This window comes from Promicromonospora sp. MEB111 (genome assembly GCF_030209445.1).
Taxonomy (GTDB): Bacteria; Actinomycetota; Actinomycetes; order Actinomycetales; family Cellulomonadaceae; genus Promicromonospora.
In genome coordinates, this window is the sequence record NZ_JARVSD010000016.1 from 243542 (window position 1) to 260078 (window position 16537).

Annotated in this window: 15 protein-coding genes; 11 read left to right on the forward strand and 4 right to left on the reverse strand. The window is 75.6% G+C overall.

Going from position 1 to position 16537, the window contains the following annotated elements:
* Window positions 1–113 precede the first annotated feature (113 nt).
* The 8 genes from QRN56_RS20325 (at window position 114) to QRN56_RS20360 (ending at window position 8228) form a co-directional block, all read left to right on the forward strand.
* On the forward strand, window positions 114–1112 hold the full coding sequence (locus QRN56_RS20325; protein WP_285106479.1) for a FecCD family ABC transporter permease: 999 nt from the start codon (window positions 114–116) through the stop codon (window positions 1110–1112).
* Window positions 1109–1999, forward strand: coding sequence for a heme ABC transporter ATP-binding protein (locus QRN56_RS20330; protein WP_285106271.1), 891 nt, complete (start codon window positions 1109–1111; stop codon window positions 1997–1999). The genes QRN56_RS20325 and QRN56_RS20330 overlap by 4 nt, the downstream gene beginning before the upstream one ends.
* Window positions 1996–3210: a hypothetical protein gene (locus tag QRN56_RS20335; protein ID WP_285106272.1), complete on the forward strand. Its 1215-nt coding sequence runs from the start codon at window positions 1996–1998 to the stop codon at window positions 3208–3210. The genes QRN56_RS20330 and QRN56_RS20335 overlap by 4 nt, the downstream gene beginning before the upstream one ends.
* The gene (locus QRN56_RS20340; protein ID WP_285106274.1) at window positions 3207–4586 is read left to right on the forward strand and encodes a hypothetical protein; all 1380 of its coding nucleotides are present in this window, start codon (window positions 3207–3209) and stop codon (window positions 4584–4586) included. Before QRN56_RS20335 ends, QRN56_RS20340 begins: the two co-directional genes overlap by 4 nt.
* Before the next feature lie 43 nt (window positions 4587–4629).
* Window positions 4630–6342 carry an HtaA domain-containing protein gene (locus QRN56_RS20345; RefSeq protein WP_285106275.1) on the forward strand — a complete coding sequence of 571 codons (1713 nt, stop codon included), beginning with the start codon at window positions 4630–4632 and terminating at the stop codon, window positions 6340–6342.
* A gap of 73 nt (window positions 6343–6415) precedes the next feature.
* Window positions 6416–7474 carry a WxL protein peptidoglycan domain-containing protein gene (locus QRN56_RS20350; RefSeq protein WP_285106278.1) on the forward strand — a complete coding sequence of 353 codons (1059 nt, stop codon included), beginning with the start codon at window positions 6416–6418 and terminating at the stop codon, window positions 7472–7474.
* A complete protein-coding gene (locus tag QRN56_RS20355) occupies window positions 7474–7845 on the forward strand; it encodes a YidH family protein (protein WP_285106280.1) in 372 nt (123 codons plus the stop codon). The genes QRN56_RS20350 and QRN56_RS20355 overlap by 1 nt, the downstream gene beginning before the upstream one ends.
* Window positions 7842–8228 (forward strand): DUF202 domain-containing protein, encoded by a 387-nt coding sequence (locus tag QRN56_RS20360; RefSeq protein WP_285106281.1) that lies wholly within the window; start codon window positions 7842–7844, stop codon window positions 8226–8228. Before QRN56_RS20355 ends, QRN56_RS20360 begins: the two co-directional genes overlap by 4 nt.
* Before the next feature lie 143 nt (window positions 8229–8371).
* Here the strand turns inward: QRN56_RS20360 and QRN56_RS20365 are convergent, their stop codons facing one another.
* Entirely contained in the window at window positions 8372–9595 is a 1224-nt protein-coding gene (locus QRN56_RS20365) for a family 16 glycosylhydrolase (protein ID WP_285106283.1), read from the reverse strand.
* A gap of 383 nt (window positions 9596–9978) precedes the next feature.
* On the opposite strand from QRN56_RS20365, the gene QRN56_RS20370 reads away from it, so the two are divergent.
* Window positions 9979–11151 carry a MarP family serine protease gene (locus QRN56_RS20370; protein WP_285106285.1) on the forward strand — a complete coding sequence of 391 codons (1173 nt, stop codon included), beginning with the start codon at window positions 9979–9981 and terminating at the stop codon, window positions 11149–11151.
* A 28-nt stretch (window positions 11152–11179) separates the two neighbouring features.
* On the opposite strand, the gene QRN56_RS20375 is transcribed toward QRN56_RS20370, so the two are convergent.
* Together QRN56_RS20375 and QRN56_RS20380 are read right to left on the reverse strand one after the other, a co-directional pair.
* Window positions 11180–12136: a DNA-3-methyladenine glycosylase family protein gene (locus tag QRN56_RS20375; RefSeq protein WP_285106286.1), complete on the reverse strand. Its 957-nt coding sequence runs from the start codon at window positions 12134–12136 to the stop codon at window positions 11180–11182.
* 11 nt (window positions 12137–12147) lie between these two features.
* Window positions 12148–12852 (reverse strand): esterase/lipase family protein, encoded by a 705-nt coding sequence (locus QRN56_RS20380; RefSeq protein WP_285106287.1) that lies wholly within the window; start codon window positions 12850–12852, stop codon window positions 12148–12150.
* A 55-nt stretch (window positions 12853–12907) separates the two neighbouring features.
* Between QRN56_RS20380 and QRN56_RS20385 the strand changes: the two genes are divergently transcribed.
* On the forward strand, window positions 12908–14479 hold the full coding sequence (locus QRN56_RS20385) for an NAD-dependent epimerase/dehydratase family protein (protein WP_285106289.1): 1572 nt from the start codon (window positions 12908–12910) through the stop codon (window positions 14477–14479).
* Here QRN56_RS20385 and QRN56_RS20390 read toward each other — a convergent pair.
* On the reverse strand, window positions 14476–15570 hold the full coding sequence (locus tag QRN56_RS20390) for a YihY/virulence factor BrkB family protein (protein WP_285106291.1): 1095 nt from the start codon (window positions 15568–15570) through the stop codon (window positions 14476–14478). The two genes, QRN56_RS20385 and QRN56_RS20390, sit on opposite strands and share 4 nt — an antisense overlap.
* A gap of 171 nt (window positions 15571–15741) precedes the next feature.
* On the opposite strand from QRN56_RS20390, the gene QRN56_RS20395 reads away from it, so the two are divergent.
* Window positions 15742–16533 (forward strand): PAS and ANTAR domain-containing protein, encoded by a 792-nt coding sequence (locus QRN56_RS20395; protein ID WP_285106293.1) that lies wholly within the window; start codon window positions 15742–15744, stop codon window positions 16531–16533.
* Window positions 16534–16537: the final 4 nt, after the last annotated feature.

Here is a 16537-nt window from a genome sequence, read left to right on the forward strand (position 1 = left end):
GCACCCTCACCCCCGGCCCCGACCCGGACGGCGCGAGCCGGCCAGGGCGCACCTCTGACACCCCGCTCCCGCCCGTCCGCCCCGCCCGCACCGCCGCCGTCACCGCCGGACTCGTGGTCGCGCTCAGCGTGCTGGCGGTCGTGTCCGCGGGGTCCGGGCAGCTCCACGTCCCGCCCGCCGAGGTGGTGGGGTCCCTGCTGCACCACGCGGGTCTCGACGTCGGCCCGACGCCCGCCCACCCGAACGGCGACGCCGCGCTCTGGACCATCCGGTTCCCGCGCGTCGCCATGGCGGCACTGGTGGGGGCCGCGCTCGCGACGGCCGGGGCCGTGATGCAGGGCGTCTTCGGCAACCCGCTGGCGGAGCCCGGCGTCGTCGGCGTCTCCTCCGGATCGGCCGTGGCGGCGTCCGTGACCATCGTGCTCGGGCTGACGGCGCTCGGCCCCTGGACCACTGCCGCCGCCGCGTTCGCGGGCGGGCTCGCCGCGACGTTCCTCGTCTACGGGCTGGCCCGGTCGGCGGGCCGCACCGAGGTGGTCACGCTGGTGCTCACCGGCGTGGCCGTGAACGCCGTGTGCGGCGCCGGCCTGGCGCTGACCACCTTCCTCGGCGACACGCAGGCCCGGGAGCAGATCGTGTTCTGGCAGCTCGGCTCGTTCAACGGGACCCGCTGGGCGTACGTCGCCGTGGTCGCGCCGCTCGTGGCGGTCGGCGTGATCGGCGCGCTGCTGCTGGCGCGCCGGCTGGACCTGCTGTCCCTGGGTGAGCGGTCGGCGCGGCACCTCGGCGTCGACGTCGAGCGCCTGCGCGTGCTCAGCATCGTCGTGGTCGCCGTGCTCACCGCCGCGGGCGTCGCGTTCTGCGGCATCATCGCGTTCGTCGGCCTCGTCGTGCCGCACCTGATCCGCATGGCCGTGGGCCCCGCGCACCGCGTGCTCGTGCCGCTCAGCGCGCTCGGCGGCGCCGTGCTGCTGCTGGCCGCCGACCTCGTCGCGCGCACCGCCGTCGGCTACGCCGACCTGCCGATCGGCATGCTCACCGCCCTGGTCGGCGGGCCGTTCTTCTTCTGGCTCATCCGCCGCACGCGCCGCACCGCGGGAGGCTGGGCATGAGCGCACGGCCGACTGCCCAGCCGACGACGACAACCCGGCCGGCGCTGCTCACCCTGACCGGCGTCCGGGTCACCGCCGGGGACGCCGTGCTGCTAGACGGCGTCGACCTGGAGGTCCGCCCGGGCGAGGTGCTCGTCGTCGTCGGGCCGAACGGGGCCGGCAAGTCCACGCTCGTCTCGGTCCTGGCGGGCGACCGCGCCCCCGACGGCGGCGAGGCCGCCTGGACCGGCACGCCCCTGGGCGCCGTCCGGCCCGCCGAGCTGGCCCGGCTGCGCGCCGTCCTGCTCCAGGAGAACCAGGTCAGCTTCCCGTTCCGGGTGATCGACGTGGTCCGCATGGGCCGGGCGCCCTGGCAAGCCTCCGGCACACCCGCCGACGACGACGCCGTGGTCGCCCGGGCCCTGGCGGCCGCGGACGTCGTCGGGCTGGCCGAGCGGCGCTTCCCCACGCTGTCGGGCGGCGAGAAGGCCCGCACCTCGTTCGCGCGGCTGCTCGCGCAGGACACCACGCTGCTGCTGCTCGACGAGCCGACCGCCGCGCTCGACGTGCGGCACACCGAGCACGTGCTGCGCCACGCCCGGCGGCGCGCGTCGGACGGCGGCGCCGTCGTCGTGGTGCTGCACGACCTGGCGCTCGCCGCCGCCTGGGCGGACCGCGTGCTGGTGCTCGACGGCGGCCGGGTCGCCGCCGTCGGCCCGCCCGCCGAGGTGCTGACCGCCGACCTGCTGTCCCGGGTCTACGAGCACCCCGTCGACGTGGTGCGGCACCCCGTCACGGGCGGGCTGCTGGTGCTCCCCCGCTACGCCGCCGACGCATGGATCGATGCATCGGCCGCCGCGACCCACGCCCACACCCGAACCGACGCCCTCAGCGAGGACCCCGCATGACATCCCGCCACCTACCCCGCCCGGCGATCTCGCTGGTCGCCCTCGTCGTCGTGGTCGCCCTCGCGCTGCTCGGCCCGGTGCTGACGGCGCACGCCGCCGCCCGCGTCGCGGTGTCGGGGCAGCCCGACCCGGGCACGGCCTCGACGGTGCGTGTCTCGGGCAGCGGCTTCCAGTCGGTGCCCAAGGCGTTCGGCGGGCTCTACGTGTTCTTCGGGTGGGTCTCTGACCCGTCGGGCGGGTCGTGGGCGCCGAGCCGCGGCGGCGTGTCCGGCGACACCTACCGCTACGTGCCCGACGCCGAGACCGCGCAGAACGCGGGCTACCAGCGGTTCGTCGCCTTCCCGGGGTCGAGCACGGAGGCGGAGGCGAACGGCGGCACCATCGCCGCGGACGGCACCTGGTCCACCGACCTCGTGATCCCCGGCGCCCGCTTCAAGGCGGCCGACGGCAGCACCGTGGACTGCACGGCCGTGCGGTGCGGCATCATCACGATCGGCGCGCACGGGGTGCGCAACGCGAACAACGAGACGTTCACGCCCGTGACGTTCGCCGGCTCGGGCGGCGGCGCAGGGTCGGGTACGGCGGACGGCGGCTCCGACGCGGACGACGGCGCGGCCGGGTCGGGCACGGGCGGCGCCGGCGGGACCGGGTCCGACGGCGTGAACGACACCGGTTCCGGCGACGACGACACGGAGCCGGACGCCACGAGCCGCCCGGCCAAGGCCAGCCTCGGCGTGGACCAGGCCACGGCCGTCGTGGGGCGCGTGCTGAGCTTCGGCGCACAGGGGCTGGAGCCCGGCGAGCAGGTGAGCGTCACGCTCGACGACGGCGTGGTCGCCGTCGGGCCGCTGGTCGCGGGCAACCACGGCGAGGTCGCGGGCCTCCTGGAGCTGCCCTCGGACCTGCGCACGGGCACGCACGTGCTGCGGCTGTCCGGCGCCTCCTCCGGCACGGCGATCGAGACCGAGGTGACGGTCACCCGCGACCCGGCCGAGGTGTCGGCCGCGGAGGCAGCCGCCGAGGCCGCGGGAACGGGAGCCGCAGGGGTCGGCGGCAACACGGGGGCGAACGCCGACGGCACCTGGCGCCCCGAGGAGATCGCGGTGGGGATCGCGGCCCTGATGCTGCTCGTCGTCGTGCTCTCGTCGCTGGTCACGGCGCTGAAGCGCCGCGCGGACCGTCGCCGGGCGGACCAGGAGGCCCGCGCATGAGCCGCACTCCTCGCCGTCGGCGCAGCGCCACGACGGCCGCCGCCCTCGTGCTCACGCTGCTCCTGTCCGCGGCGACCACGGCGTCGGCCACGGCGTCCGACGACCAGGGCCCCCTCCTGCTCACGGTCACCGTGCCCGGGGACGAGCAGGCCCCGCCCGGCGAGGCCGAGGACGGCAGGCTCACCGACGCCGAGCTGCGCTGGGCCGTGAGCGTGCAGGCCGGCTCGGAGAGCCACCTCGCGGGGCAGTGCAACTTTCTGGTCGCGGGCCGCCCCGGTGCCGACGGCGACACGCGCGGCGGGCGCATCTGGACCGACGCCGACCGCACCCTCTACCACGGCACCGCCGGCGACGTTCGCGTGGTGCGCACCGTCGGCCGGGGCGCGGACGCCACGCAGCGCACCGCCACGTTCGGCACACGCTGCACGGCGCCCGACGGCCGCCCGGTGTCGTACGCCGCGGGCCGCACCACGGGCGCCGAGGTCGTGCTGACGGGCGGCACCGGCACGCGCGAGGCCGACGGCTCGGTGCGCATCCGCTGGAAGGGCAGCTTCACCGTGGTGTTCTACGGCGGCCTGGTCTACTGGTGGGTCACCGACCCGGAGGTGCGCCTGGACGCCGCCGGGAACGGCGCGCTGACCGGCACGCTCGGCGGCTACGGCACCGACCAGCAGGACATGACCCGCTGGGAGCCGCTGCCGTCGACCCGGGCACAGCTCGTCACCTTCACCGGACGCCGCCTCGACCCGGCCTCCCGCGGCGGGCACCTGGTGCCCGACTACTGCGGCGTGCGCACGAGCACCGGCGACCGCGTACCGCAGCTCCGCGAGGACCCGGCCGGGAGCTGCTGGGGCTCGTTCCCGCAGGCGTTCGTGAACTTCCACCAGCTCGTGGGCGAGCCCGAGTTCTGGTACTCCACCGGCACCCGGGACGAGATCAAGACGCCCGCGAACGTGAGCGTCAGCTTCGACGCCGCCGAGTCCGTCGGCAGCGCCGGCCCCGGCGACGGCGGCACGGGCGGCGGAGGCGACGGGGGCAACGGCACAGCCGCACCGCCGGCCGCCGTCCCGCCCGCAACCACCGGCCCCGAGGGCAGCGGCGGCGGTTCTCGCGCCGGCACGGGCGGCGGTGCCACCCGCGGCGGCACGGGCACCACGCCCGACGCCGACGCGGGCGCCGCCTCGTTCCTCCCCGTCGCCGCCGCGACCCTCGACGCCGCCGGCGCCGCCCTGATCCCCGACGGCCTGATCCCGGGCGGCACCACCGGCCGCCGGCTCGCCGTCCTGACCGCCGTGCTGCTGGTCGCCGCGTCCGTGGCGATCCTCGGCCTCCGGCAGGGCTGGCTCGTGCTGCCCTTCCGGCGGCGCGACCCCTGAGACCCCCAGTCCGCAGTCCATCCCCAGAGAGAGGCACGAACTCATGACACGCAGCAGACCGGCGGGCCGTACGCGGCACCGCGGGCACGCTCTGATCGCCACCGGACTGGCCGCGACGCTCGGCACGGCGCTCGCCGCCGCACCGCTCGTCGCACTGACCGCGACCGCGGCGGAGCCGAGCGAGGTCACCGCCGACAGCGGTGACCTGGCCTGGGGCTTCCGTGAGAGCTTCCGCAACTACGTGGGGCGCCAGACGGCGGCCCTGCCGCCCATCGGGGCGGTCCCGGTCGGCGAGCGCATCACGCTCGTCGCACCCGGCGAGTTCGACGAGAACGGCACGCCCGCCGCCAACCTCGACACCACCCCGCCGAACGAGACCCTGCCCTACCTGCTGCCCGTCACGGGCGGGACGGTCACCGACGCGGACAACCTGACGATCGCCAGCGCCGGCGGCGCCGTCTTCCACTTCCCGTCGCACGCCTTCACGGTGACGGTCAAGGACGTAGCCGTGGTGGTCGACGGCGGCGTGGGCACCCTCGTGGGCGACCTCGCCGTCGAGATCCCGGAGAACAACCTGGGCTACGAGCCCGGCACCTACGGCGGCGACGACGTGGTGCTCGGCGAGGTGGCGACCACCACGGTGGACGTCGCGGCCGACGCCGTGACCGTCTCCGGGACCGGTGTGACCCTGACGGCTGAGGGCGCCGCGGCGCTCCAGGGCTTCCTCGCCGAGGGCGCCGCGCTCGACGGCTTCACCGTGAGCGCGCAGACCAGCGCGCCCACGGAGGAGCCCGAGGAGTGGAACCCGACCGTGACGCTGTCGAAGGCGTCGGGGCTGGACCCCGACGGCGAGACCGTCACGGCCACCGGTTCGGGCTTCGACCCGGCGGCCAACGTGAACACGTCGGGCCGCCCGCCGGTCGCCGCGGGCGCGCCCACGGGCGTGTACGTGGTGTTCGGATCCTTCGGCGACCCCTGGCGGCCGTCGGAGGGCGCCGGCTCGGGCGCCCGGACCGTGCTCGCCCAGAGGTGGGCGCTGCCGGAACCGTCGTACTCGCAGGTGAAGGCGGACTTCCCGAACGTGGCCGAGCAGCTCGTGCTGCTCAACCCGGACGGCACGTTCACGGCCGAGCTCGCGGCGGCGCCGTCGGACACCGCTACCGGCACCTACGGCGTCTACACCTACGCCGCGGGCGGGGCGGCGGCCAACGCCGCCCAGGAGCTGGGCATCCCGGTGACGTTCGCGACGCCGGGCGGCGAGGGCGAGGGCGACATCGACCTGGAGGTCACCGTGCCCGAGGGCGAGGACCCGGGCGAGCCCGGCGCGTTCACCTGGACCGTCGTGGGCGGCGCCGGGGCCGTGAGCCTCGGCACCGCCGAGGCCGGGGCGGGCGCCCTGACCGCCACGGGCGACCTCAAGCGGGTCACGGTCAGCGACACCCGCGCGGGCGGTCCCGCGTGGAGCATCAACGGCACGGCCACCGACTTCTTCGCCACCGGTGGTTCGGCGTCCTTCCCGGGCAGCAGCCTGGGCTGGTCGCCGTCGGTCTCGGAGAACACCGGAGGCGCCGTCGCCGGCGCACTGGTGCGGCCCGGCGCGGGTTCCGGCCTGACCGCGAGCGCCACCCTGGTGTCCGCACCGGCGGGGCACGCGGCCGGTTCGGTGACGGCGGACGCCGCGCTCGACCTGCGCATCCCGCTGGAGACCCCGGCCGGCGACTACGCGAGCGTGCTCACGCTCACCGCGGTGGGCTGACGGTCCCGTGTTCTCCCTGCCTCATCGTGCAAGCCCGCTGCCGCGACGTGCCTCCGGGCACGCCGCGGCTGCGGTGCAGGCCACCTACCGCCCCACGCTCGTGCTCACCGCACTGCTGACCGTCCTGCTCGGCGGGCTGCCGCTCGTGGGCCCGGCCGCGGCGCACGCCATGCCGGCCGTCGCCGACACCAGCACCGACACCAGCACCGACGGCATCTCCTGGTCCGTCACCCCTGCCGACAACCGGCAGGGCACCGGCCGCGCCAACTACGCCTACGCCGTCGAGCCCGGGGACCGCGTCCGCGACGCCCTGGTGGTGACCAACCGGTCGGCCGCTCCCCTGCAGCTCGCCGTGTACGGCACCGACGCCTTCACGACCCCGGGTGGCCACATCGACCTGCTGACCGCCGAGGAGCACGCGACCGGGCTCGGCACCTGGATCACCTTCCGCCAGGGCACGCTGGACCTCGACCCGGGCGAGTCTGCCGAGGTCCCGTTCACGCTCCGCGTGCCCGACGACGCCACACCCGGCGACCACTCGGGCGGCGTCGTCACCGCGCTGACGCAGCAGGTGGGCGACTCCGCCCTGACCGTGGACCGGCGTCTCGCGCTGCGCGTGCACGCGCGGGTGGCTGGCGACCTCGCGCCGGGGCTCGGGATCAGCGACCTGAGCGTCACCACGGACGTGTCCGCCAACCCGTTCGGGACCGTCACCTCGACGGTCCGCTACCGGCTCACCAACACGGGCACCGCCCGGCTGGTGCCCACGGAGTCGGTCACCGTGACGGGTCCCTCGGGCGCGTCCTGGCCCGGCGGCACAGCGACGGCGTCGGAGTCGGCGTCGGGCGAGCTGACCGAGATCCTGCCCGGCTCGACGGTGGAGCGCGTGGTCGAGGTCCGGGGCGTCCGTCCGCTCGTGCGGGCCGAGGCGACGGTCCGGGTGGACGGCCTCGTGGTCGGCATCGGCGGGGGCGGCGTCACCTCGGCGCACGACGCCGCGAGCGGCTGGGCCGTGCCGTGGGCCCTGCTGGGTCTCGTGCTGCTGGCCGTGGCGGCCGCCGTGGTGATCCCGCTGGTGCGGGCGAGACGTGGCAGGCTCTGGGGCAGACCCCACGAGACAGGGAGGGCCTGATGAACCGGCCGGACGCGCAGCGGTTCCCGGCGTCGGTGTTCGGCGTCGGCTCGGAGCCCGACGCGCGCTTCACCCTCGCCAACGAGCGGACCTTCCTCGCCTGGATCCGGACCGCCCTCGCCCTGGTGGCCGGCGGCGTCGCCCTCGAGACGCTCGGCCTCGACCTGCACCCCGGCCTGCGGCTCGCGGCGTCGCTCGTGCTCATCGTCGCCGGCACGACGCTGCCGCTGATCGCCTGGGCCGGGTGGATGCGCGTCGAGCGGGCGCTGCGCAACGGCGCGCCGCTGCCGTCGTCGATCGTGGGCGTGGTGCTCGCCGTCGTCGTCGCGGTGGTCGGCGTGCTCGTGCTGCTGGGCGTGCTGCTGCGATGACCGCCGCGGGGACTCCCCCGGGGGCGGGGTCTCCTCCGGGCTCCGGGCAGGCGCCCGTCCCCGGGCTGCAGCCGGAGCGCACGGAGCTGGCCTGGCGCCGCACGGCGCTGTCGGTCGCCGCCGTCTCGCTGGTGGGGGCGCGGCTGCTGCCCGCGCTCTTCGGCAGCGCGGTCTGGCTCCTGCCCGGCCTGGCCGGGCTGATGCTGGCCGGGTACCTCCTGATCGCGTCCCGACGGCGGCACGGCCGACGAGTGCCGGTGCCGGCCCGGGGCCCGGGGCACGACTCGCCGGGCGCCGGGCTGCTCGCAGTGGCGGGCGCCGTCGTGGTGACGATCGGCCTGGGCGGGCTGGTGGTCGTCCTGGCCATCCATCTCTGGGCCTGACCGCCTGACGCACCCAAGGTGCGCTTCTACCCAGTCATCGGGCCCGGAATCAGGCGTGGTGCGGGCCGAATGACTGGGTAGAAGCGCACCTTGCGGGTGGCGGGTCAGCGGGTGTGCGGGGTGGGCGGTTGGGCGGGTGCGCGTCAGGGCAGCGTCCAGCGCTGGACCGTGCTCCCGTCGCAGTCGGCGATCTGGGTCCGGGTCCCGTCGTTCTGCACCCGGCCGACCGGCTGCAGGCAGCGACCGGACTGCGGGTTGCGCAGCGCGAGGGTGCCGCTGGTCGAGGCCCACTGCTGGGCGCCGGTGCCGTTGCAGTCCCAGAGCTGGACGGCGGTACCCGGCGCCGTCGCTCCCCCGGCGACGTCGAGGCACTTGCCGAGCGCGCGGACCGTGCCGTCCGTGCCGACGGTCCACTGCTGGGCGGCGTTGCCGTTGCAGTTGGCGAGCTGGATGGGCGTGCCGTTGGCCGTGCTGGCCCCGGCGACGTCGAGGCAGATGCCGTTGCTCGCCCGGACCGTGCCCGTGCGCCCGCCTCCGCCGCCGGTGGAGTCGTAGACCCGGACGTAGTCGACGACCATCTGCTGCGGGAACTGCGTGGTCCCGTCGGGGTAGCCGGGCCAGTTGCCGCCCACGGCGACGTTCAGGATGAAGAAGAACGGCTGGTTGAACACCCACGGGTTGCCGCCGGTGTTGGCGGGCGTGAACGTCTGGTACGCGTTGCCGTCCACCAGCCAGGTGATCGAGTTGGGGCTCCAGTCGATCGCGAAGGTGTGGAAGTCGTCGGCGAACGACCAGCCCTGCGGGTGCTGGTACTGCCCCGTGATGGGGTTGCCGCCCGAGTAGCCGGGGCCGTGCAGCGTGCCGTGCACCAGGTGGGGCTCGCGGCCGATGTTCTCCATGATGTCGATCTCGCCCGAGCTGGGCCACGGCGTGCCCGGGAACTGCCCGCCGAGCATCCAGAACGCCGGCCAGATGCCCTGGCCGCGCGGGATCTTGATGCGCGCCTCCAGCCGGCCGTACTGCGGCTGCACCTTGCCCTTGGTCGTCAGCCGGGCCGAGGTGTAGCCGCTCCCTTCCTGCCGGGCCGTGATGACGAGGTTGCCGTTGCCGTCCAGGGCGGAGTTCTGGCGGGAGTTGACGTAGTTCTGCAGCTCGTTGTTGCCCCAGCCGCCCGCGCCGGTCTCGTGGTTCCAGTTCGCGGCGTTGGGGGCGCTGCCCGCCGCGCCGTCGAACTCGTCGGACCAGGTCAGGGCGGCGGCAGCCGGTGCGGTCGCCGCCTGCGCCTGCGCTTCCGGTGCGGCCCCGGCGTCGGGCACCTTCGGCGGCGCTGCCGAGGCGACGAGCGAGGCGGACAGGACGAGCGTCACGGCGGCGACTGCCGTGACCAGGGTCCTGGGTGCGGTGGTTCGGGGGGTGCTGGACCTGCTGGATCTGTGTGCACGACGCATCGGGGTGCTCCCTCGACGTGAGCCATCCCGCCGGGCGGGACTGCCCGGCGGTCATCGCAGTGACCTTCGCGCTCAGAGCTGTTGCTGACGGACCGTACATTCGGCCGTCGGAGCCGCACAACGAGTGGTCGCACAGTTACGGGTTTTCCCATACCTGCAGGGCAGGGCCCGAAGGCAGGGCCGAGCACGCGGCGCGCAGCACCGGGCACGCGCTGTGAATGTTCTGCCCGCACATCTGAGGATCGGGTGACGGAGGTGCGTGGCGACGCCCGGCGCGCGGACGCAGCGCTTACCGTCTACCCGTGACGCTCGTCGACCTCGTGCTCCTCGTGGTGCTGCTCATCGCCCTCGGCGCCGGGCTGAGCCGCGGCCTGCTGGCCACGCTCGGTGGCCTCGTCGGCCTGATCCTGGGCGGGCTGGCAGCCTTCTGGGCGGTCCCCGCGGTCAACGACGTGCTGCCGTCGTCGCAGTGGCGCGGGCCGGTGTCGATCGCCCTCGCGGTGCTGCTGCCCGTGTTCGGGGCCTCACTCGGCGCCGGGCTGGGCCGCGACCTGCGCCGCGGCGTGGACCGCACCGCGCTGCGCCCGCTGGAGCGGCTGCTGGGCGGCGCGGCGAACGTGATCGTGGTCGCCCTGGCGCTGTCGTTCGTGGGCAACGCGGTCTCGGCGACCGGAACGCCCGGCGTCTCGTCGGCCGTGTCCTCGTCGGCGGTCCTGCGCACCATCGACGACCTGACGCCCGCCGCGGTGGGCCGGCCCCTGGCCCAGATGCGCGCGATGGTGCTCGACGACGGCCTGCCGCGGCTCAACATCCTGATGGTCCCCCGGCAGGACCCGGTCACTCCCGTCGTCGACCTCGACAACCCGCAGCTCGAGGCCGCCGCCCAGTCGGTGGCCCGGATCTCCGGCATCGCCTACGCGTGCGGCAAGAGCTCGACCGGCTCGGGGTTCGTCGTGGCCCCGGACCGGCTGGTCACCAACGCGCACGTCGTGGCGGGCGTGGACCGGCCGGTCGTCGAGCTGCCCGACCGACCGGCCCGCGAGGGGCGCGTCGTGTACTACGACCCGGTCGACGACCTCGCCGTCGTCGCCGTCGAGGACCTGGCCGCCGAGCCGCTGGAGATCGCGCGGACCCTCTCGGTCGGCGACCGCGCCGCCGTCCAGGGCTACCCCTGGGGCGGACCGTTCACCTCCGTCGGCGCGGGCGTGCTGAGCGTCAGCACCGCCCCCGTGCCGGACGTCTACAACGAGGGGGCCAGCCCCCGCGAGGTCTACTCGGTGGCCGCCGAGGTGCGCCCCGGCAACTCGGGCGGGCCGCTGCTGACCACCGACGGGCGCGTGGCGGGCGTCGTCTTCGCGCGCGCCGAGGCCGACGTCGAGGTCGGCTTCGCCATGACGGACGCCGAGCTGCGCCCCGTCGCGGCCCAGGCCACCGCCCTGGACACCCCGGTGTCGTCGGGACGCTGCGCGGCCTGAGCCCGCCCGAACCGCCCGGCCGCGAACCCTAGAACGCCCGGTGGTCCGCGATCGGCAGCTTGGGCCCGCGTCGTGGCGCGCGCGGGTGCCCGGACAACGACAGCAGTCGGACCACCCGGTGCCGGTGCGGCGCGTAGGGCGCCAGCAGCCGCAGCATCCCGGCGTCGTCGGTGCGCTCGCCGGCCAGGGCCCAGCCGACCGCGGCCGGGAGGTGGAAGTCGCCCACGGACACCGCGTCGGCGTCGCCGAACGCGCGCTGCGCCACCTCCGCCGACGTCCACACGCCCACGCCCTGCACCTTCTCCAGCCGCGCCCGGGCCTCCGCCGGCGCCATCGTGGCCGCCTCCTCCAGCCGCGGGGCCACCAGGGCGCACCGCGCCACGGTCCGCGCGCGTCCGGGATCGACGCCGGCGCGGTGCCAGTCCCACACGGGGACGCGGGCCCAGACCTGCGCGTCGGGCACCACGCGCAGCCCGCCGCGCTGCACACCTCGCTGCCCACCGCCCAGCCCGTCGGGCGCCGGTCCGGGGGCCGGGGTGCCGTACCGCAGGAGCAGCCAGCGCCAGGCCCGGTGCGCCGTGACGGTCTGCACGCGCTGCTCCAGCACGGCGGGCACCAGGGACTCCAGCACCCGCCCGGAGCGGAGCATCCGCATGCCGGCGGCCCGACGGTGGGCGGCGCGGACCTGCGGCGGCGGCGCGAAGCCCGCCGCGTCGTCGTCCTCGCCGAGCAGGACCGGCAGCGCCTCGGCGGCCTCGCGGGCGCCGTCGCCCCACAGGTGCACCACCACCTCGTGCGGCCCGGCCGGGACGAACCGCTGCGTCACCGGCCCGGTCCGGAGCAGCGACGTGCGCCAGACGGAGCCGTCGGCGGCCCGGTGGAACGTGGGGTCGCCCGGGCCGTGCGCGAGCGGTCCGAGCGTCAGGCCGACGTCGAGGCGCCGCGGCGAGGTGTGGCGGACGGTGAGCACATCCCAGTGGACCATGCCGGGACCGGTCATCCCGAAACCCGGGCCACCTCGTGCGCCACGGTCTCCACGAGCAGGCGCTGGCCGAGCGGCCGGAAGTGGCCCGCCAGCGGCAGCTCGATGTTCCGCGCGCCGGGCAGCCGGCCGGTCTCGGGGATGTGCGGGTCGAACCGCGGGTAGACGGCGGTGATGCGCTCGTTGACCAGGAGCTCGCCCGCGAGCGCCAGCAGAACCGGGTCGCGCGGGTCGAACGACCGCAGGGGGCGCGCGAGCATGTACCGCGCCCAGCGGGAGCCGGAGAAGGGCGTGGCGACCGCGACCATGCCCAGTACGCGGTCGCTCGCGGGCGAGAGCATGACGCGCTTGCCGATGAGGCCGCCCTTGCTGTGCGCCACGAGCACGACGCCGGACAGGTCGGCGCGCTCCAGGTGCTCCACGACGACGTCGGCGGACTCGGGGACGGGACGGGCGTTGTGCCGCAGCGCGGGGACGGCGTGCACGGGGTGGCCCGCGCGGGCGAGCGCGGTCGCCACCGGGCGGAGGAACTCCCAGGTCTCGTAGATGCCGGGCAGCAGCACGACGGGGGCGGCGTCGCCGGTTCCGGTGGGCAGGGCGGCGCGGCCCAGCAGGGAGCGCAGCTGCCGGTCGACGGCCCAGGCGTAGTCGACGGCCCGGGTGCCGAGCCGGGCCCGCGCCCAGGAAGCGGACCTGCCGGGGCCGCGGGACCGGTTCATCAGCTGCAGGCTACCGCGGGATGCGGGTGCCCGGGCCGGGTGCGACGGTTGCCTCATGCGCGTCGTCGTCGTGGGTGCCACCGGGAACGTCGGGACGGCGCTGCTGCGCGCCCTGCACGCCGAGCCGCGGGTCACGTCGCTGCTGGGGATCGCCCGGCGGCTGCCGGACCGGGCCGCGGAGCCGTACCGGCACGCGGGGTGGGCCGCGGTCGACGTCGGCTCCGAGGACACCGACGAGACCGTGGTCGCGCGGCTCGCCGACCAGTTCGGCGGGGCGGACGCCGTGGTCCACCTGGCCTGGCTGACCCAGCCCAACCGCGAGCGCGAGCTGCTGCGCCGCACCAACGTGGAGGGCACCCGCCGGGTGGCCGAGGCCGTGGCGCGGGCGGGGGTGCCGCACCTGGTGGTCGCCTCGTCGGTGGGCGCGTACTCCCCCGTGGGCGACGACGCGCCGCGCCGCGAGGACTGGCCCGTCCGTGGCACCCCCACGTCGCACTACAGCGTCGACAAGGCCGCGCAGGAGCGGGTGCTCGACGAGCTCGAGGCCGCGCACCCCGACGTCGTGGTGGCCCGGCTGCGGACCGCACTGGTCTTCCAGGCGTGCGCCGCCCCGTCGATCGCGCGCGCCTTCCTCGGGCCGCTGGTGCCGGTGCGGCTGCTGCGCCGGGGGCGGCTGCCCGCGCTGCCGCTGCCCGCCGGGCTGCGGCTGCAGGCGGTGCACGCCGACGACGTCGCCGACGCCTACCGGCGCGTGGTGGTCGAGCGGGCCGCCGGAGCGTTCAACGTCGCTGCCCGGGACGTGCTGCACGGCACGGACCTCGCACGGATCGTGGACCACGGACGCCTGGTCGAGATGCCGCCCGGCGCCGTCCGCGGCGCCCTGGCCGCCGCGTACGCCGCGCACACGGTGCCCGCGGACCCGGGCTGGCTGGACATGGCGCTGTCCGCGCCGGTGCTGGACGCCGCGCGGATCCGGACCGAGCTGGGCTGGGAACCGCGCCGGACGGCGGCGGAAGCCGTCGAGGACCTGCTGGACGGCATGGCCGTGGGGCAGGGCATGGGCTCGGCGCCGCTGCGTCCGGCGAGCCCACGGCCCCCGGGCGAGTGGGCTGGGCCGCGGATCCCCGACTCGATGGACCACTACCTCTTCGGCCTCTACCTCTCGGACCACTTCACCGGCGCGACGGCGGGCCTGGAACGCCTGGAGCTGATGACCCGCACGTCCGAGGACACGCCGTTCTACGCGGAGCTGGCCGAGGCGACCGAGCAGCTCCGGGCCGAGCGGGAGCTCTACCGCGACCTGCTGGCCGCCCTGGGCGTGCCGCGCCGCCGGCACCGCCAGGCCGCGGCGTGGCTGGGCGAGAAGGCCGGGCGGCTCAAGCTCAACGGCCGGATCACGGACCGGTCGCCGATGACGGCGGTGCTGGAGGCGGAGCTCATGCGGTCGGCGGTGCTGGGCAAGATCGGCGGCTGGCAGACGCTGCGGGAGCACGCCGCCGACGTCGGCCTGGACCCGGCGCGGCTCGACGAGCTCATCGCGCAGGCACGCCGTCAGATCGACCTGTTCGACCGATACCACGCCTGGGCGCGTGAACGGGCGTTCCGGACGGCGGCCTGGGAGCGCTAGCCCTCGGTCTCGTCCGCGGCATCCTCCCGCGCCGCATCCTCCCGTGCCGCCGCGACCCGGATCTCGCGGCCCCGCTCGACCTCGCGCAGGTGCTTCGCCTGGCGCTTCTCGCTCGCCCGCGCGTCCTTGGGCGGGAGCTGCACGCTCTCCTCGGCGGCGATGCCGCCCTGGAGCTCGCGCCCGCGTTCGAGCTCCGCGTCCAGCTCGGCGCCGAACAGCAGCGCGAGGTTGGTGATCCAGAGCCACAGCAGGAACACGATGATCCCGGCCAGCGAGCCGTAGGTCGCGTCATAGCCGGCGAAGGTCGCGACGTAGAAGCCGAACGCGGCGGAGGCGAGCACCCACGACAGGATCGCGACGAACGCCCCGACGCTGATCCAGCGCATCTTCGGTTGCCGCACGTTCGGCGTGACGTGGTACAGGATCGCGACCAGCACGATGACCAGCGCCAGCACGACCGGCCACTTGGCGATGTTCCACACCGTGACGGACGTCGAGCCCAGGCCCACGGCGTCGCCCACCGCCCGGGCCAGGGGCCCGCTCAGCACGAGCGCCGCGACGATCAGGGCCGCCGTGACCACGGCGACCAGCGTGACCAGCAGCATCACCGGGCGCAGCTTCCAGACGGGGCGGCCCTCGTCGATCCCGTAGATCCGGTTCATCGCCCGTCCGAAGGCGCCGACGTACCCCGACGCCGACCACAGGGCCAGGGCGACACCGAGCACGAGGGTGAGCCCGGCCCGCCCGCCGCCCGCCGCGGCGTTCTGGACGAGCGGCTCGACGATCGCCAGCACGTCCGGCGGCACCACGCCGTCGACCGTGTCGAGCACGCGCTCGACCGCCTGGCCGCCGTCCCCCACGAGCCCGAGCACCGAGACCAGGGCGAGCAGGGCCGGCGCCGCGGCGAGCACCGCGTAGTACGTCAGTGCCGCGGCCAGGTCCAGGCACTCGTCGCGGGTGAACTGCCGCACGGTGTTGCGCGCGACGTACTTCCAGGTGCCGCGGTGCAGGTCCGGCGGGGCGTCCGGTTTGCGCCGGTCGTCCGGCGCCGGTGCCTCCACGCGCGCTGACGAGTCGTCGATGTCGGCCATGCCCGCTCCCCCTTCGACCTCGAACCAACCTAGGCCGACGGCCGCCACTCGCAACCCGGGGTTCACCAGCCCCTTCACCGCCCGGACTGTCCGAATCGCCCGAACCGGCGTAGGGTGAATCGCTCGGAGTCATGAAGCGGCTCCCGATCCGGACGGATCTGGGAGGTCCCTGTGTCCTTGATCGAACAGCCCCGCACGACCGCCCTGAGCAACAACCAGAACGACCGCTCGGCGATCTCCGCGGAATTCTCGCCGGCCGACCTCATGCGCACGATGGGTCTCGGCACCAATCTTCTGGTCGGCACCTACCGCGTCGAGCTCTCCTCCGGGATCTGGTGGTGGTCGGACGAGGTCTACACCATGCACGGCTGGAAGCGGGACGAGATCGAGCCGGGGCTCGACGCGCTGCGCTCCCGCAAGCACCCGGACGACCGGAGCCGGGTGGTCCGCGCCGCCAGCCAGGCGCTGCGGGTGGGCCGGCCCTTCGCGTGCGCGCACCGCATCGTGGACCGTAACGGTCGCACCAGGTCGGTGGTGGTGACCGGCCAGGGCAGCCAGAGCGGCAGCAGCAGCTCGCCCGAGCTGGTCGGCTACGTCGTGGACGTCACGCCCGTGCAGAAGGAGGCGCTGGACCGGGAGGCGGACGGCGCCGTGAACCGCGCCTTCGTCAGCCAGGCGGCGATCGAGCAGGCCAAGGGCGTCATCGCGGCGGTGCGGGGCGTCGACGAGAACGCGGCCATGGAGATCCTGGTCGACGTCGCGCGCAAGGCGGACGTCTCGCTGCGGCTGGCCGCCGACCAGGTCATGGCTGCCCTGCGGGCCGACAACGAGAAGACCGGCGTGACCCAGGCGGCGCTCAGGCGCGCGCTCGACGTCGTCCACCCGGTGGGCCGGCCGCGCGGCCACGACGCGCTGCTGACCCGGCGGCCGCGTCGCACGGACACGCGCCGCCGGGACAACTGACCGG

Excerpts from the sequence above, each read along its gene's own strand:
- QRN56_RS20330 (WP_285106271.1), top strand. The coding sequence starts at position 1,109 with ATGAGCGCACGGCCGACTGCCCAGCCGACGACGACAACCCGGCCGGCG.
- QRN56_RS20335 (WP_285106272.1), top strand. The coding sequence starts at position 1,996 with ATGACATCCCGCCACCTACCCCGCCCGGCGATCTCGCTGGTCGCCCTC.
- QRN56_RS20340 (WP_285106274.1), top strand. The coding sequence starts at position 3,207 with ATGAGCCGCACTCCTCGCCGTCGGCGCAGCGCCACGACGGCCGCCGCC.
- QRN56_RS20345 (WP_285106275.1), top strand. The coding sequence starts at position 4,630 with ATGACACGCAGCAGACCGGCGGGCCGTACGCGGCACCGCGGGCACGCT.
- QRN56_RS20355 (WP_285106280.1), top strand. The coding sequence starts at position 7,474 with ATGAACCGGCCGGACGCGCAGCGGTTCCCGGCGTCGGTGTTCGGCGTC.
- QRN56_RS20360 (WP_285106281.1), top strand. The coding sequence starts at position 7,842 with ATGACCGCCGCGGGGACTCCCCCGGGGGCGGGGTCTCCTCCGGGCTCC.
- QRN56_RS20375 (WP_285106286.1), bottom strand. The coding sequence starts at position 12,136 with ATGGTCCACTGGGATGTGCTCACCGTCCGCCACACCTCGCCGCGGCGC.
- QRN56_RS20380 (WP_285106287.1), bottom strand. The coding sequence starts at position 12,852 with ATGAACCGGTCCCGCGGCCCCGGCAGGTCCGCTTCCTGGGCGCGGGCC.
- QRN56_RS20385 (WP_285106289.1), top strand. The coding sequence starts at position 12,908 with ATGCGCGTCGTCGTCGTGGGTGCCACCGGGAACGTCGGGACGGCGCTG.
- QRN56_RS20390 (WP_285106291.1), bottom strand. The coding sequence starts at position 15,570 with ATGGCCGACATCGACGACTCGTCAGCGCGCGTGGAGGCACCGGCGCCG.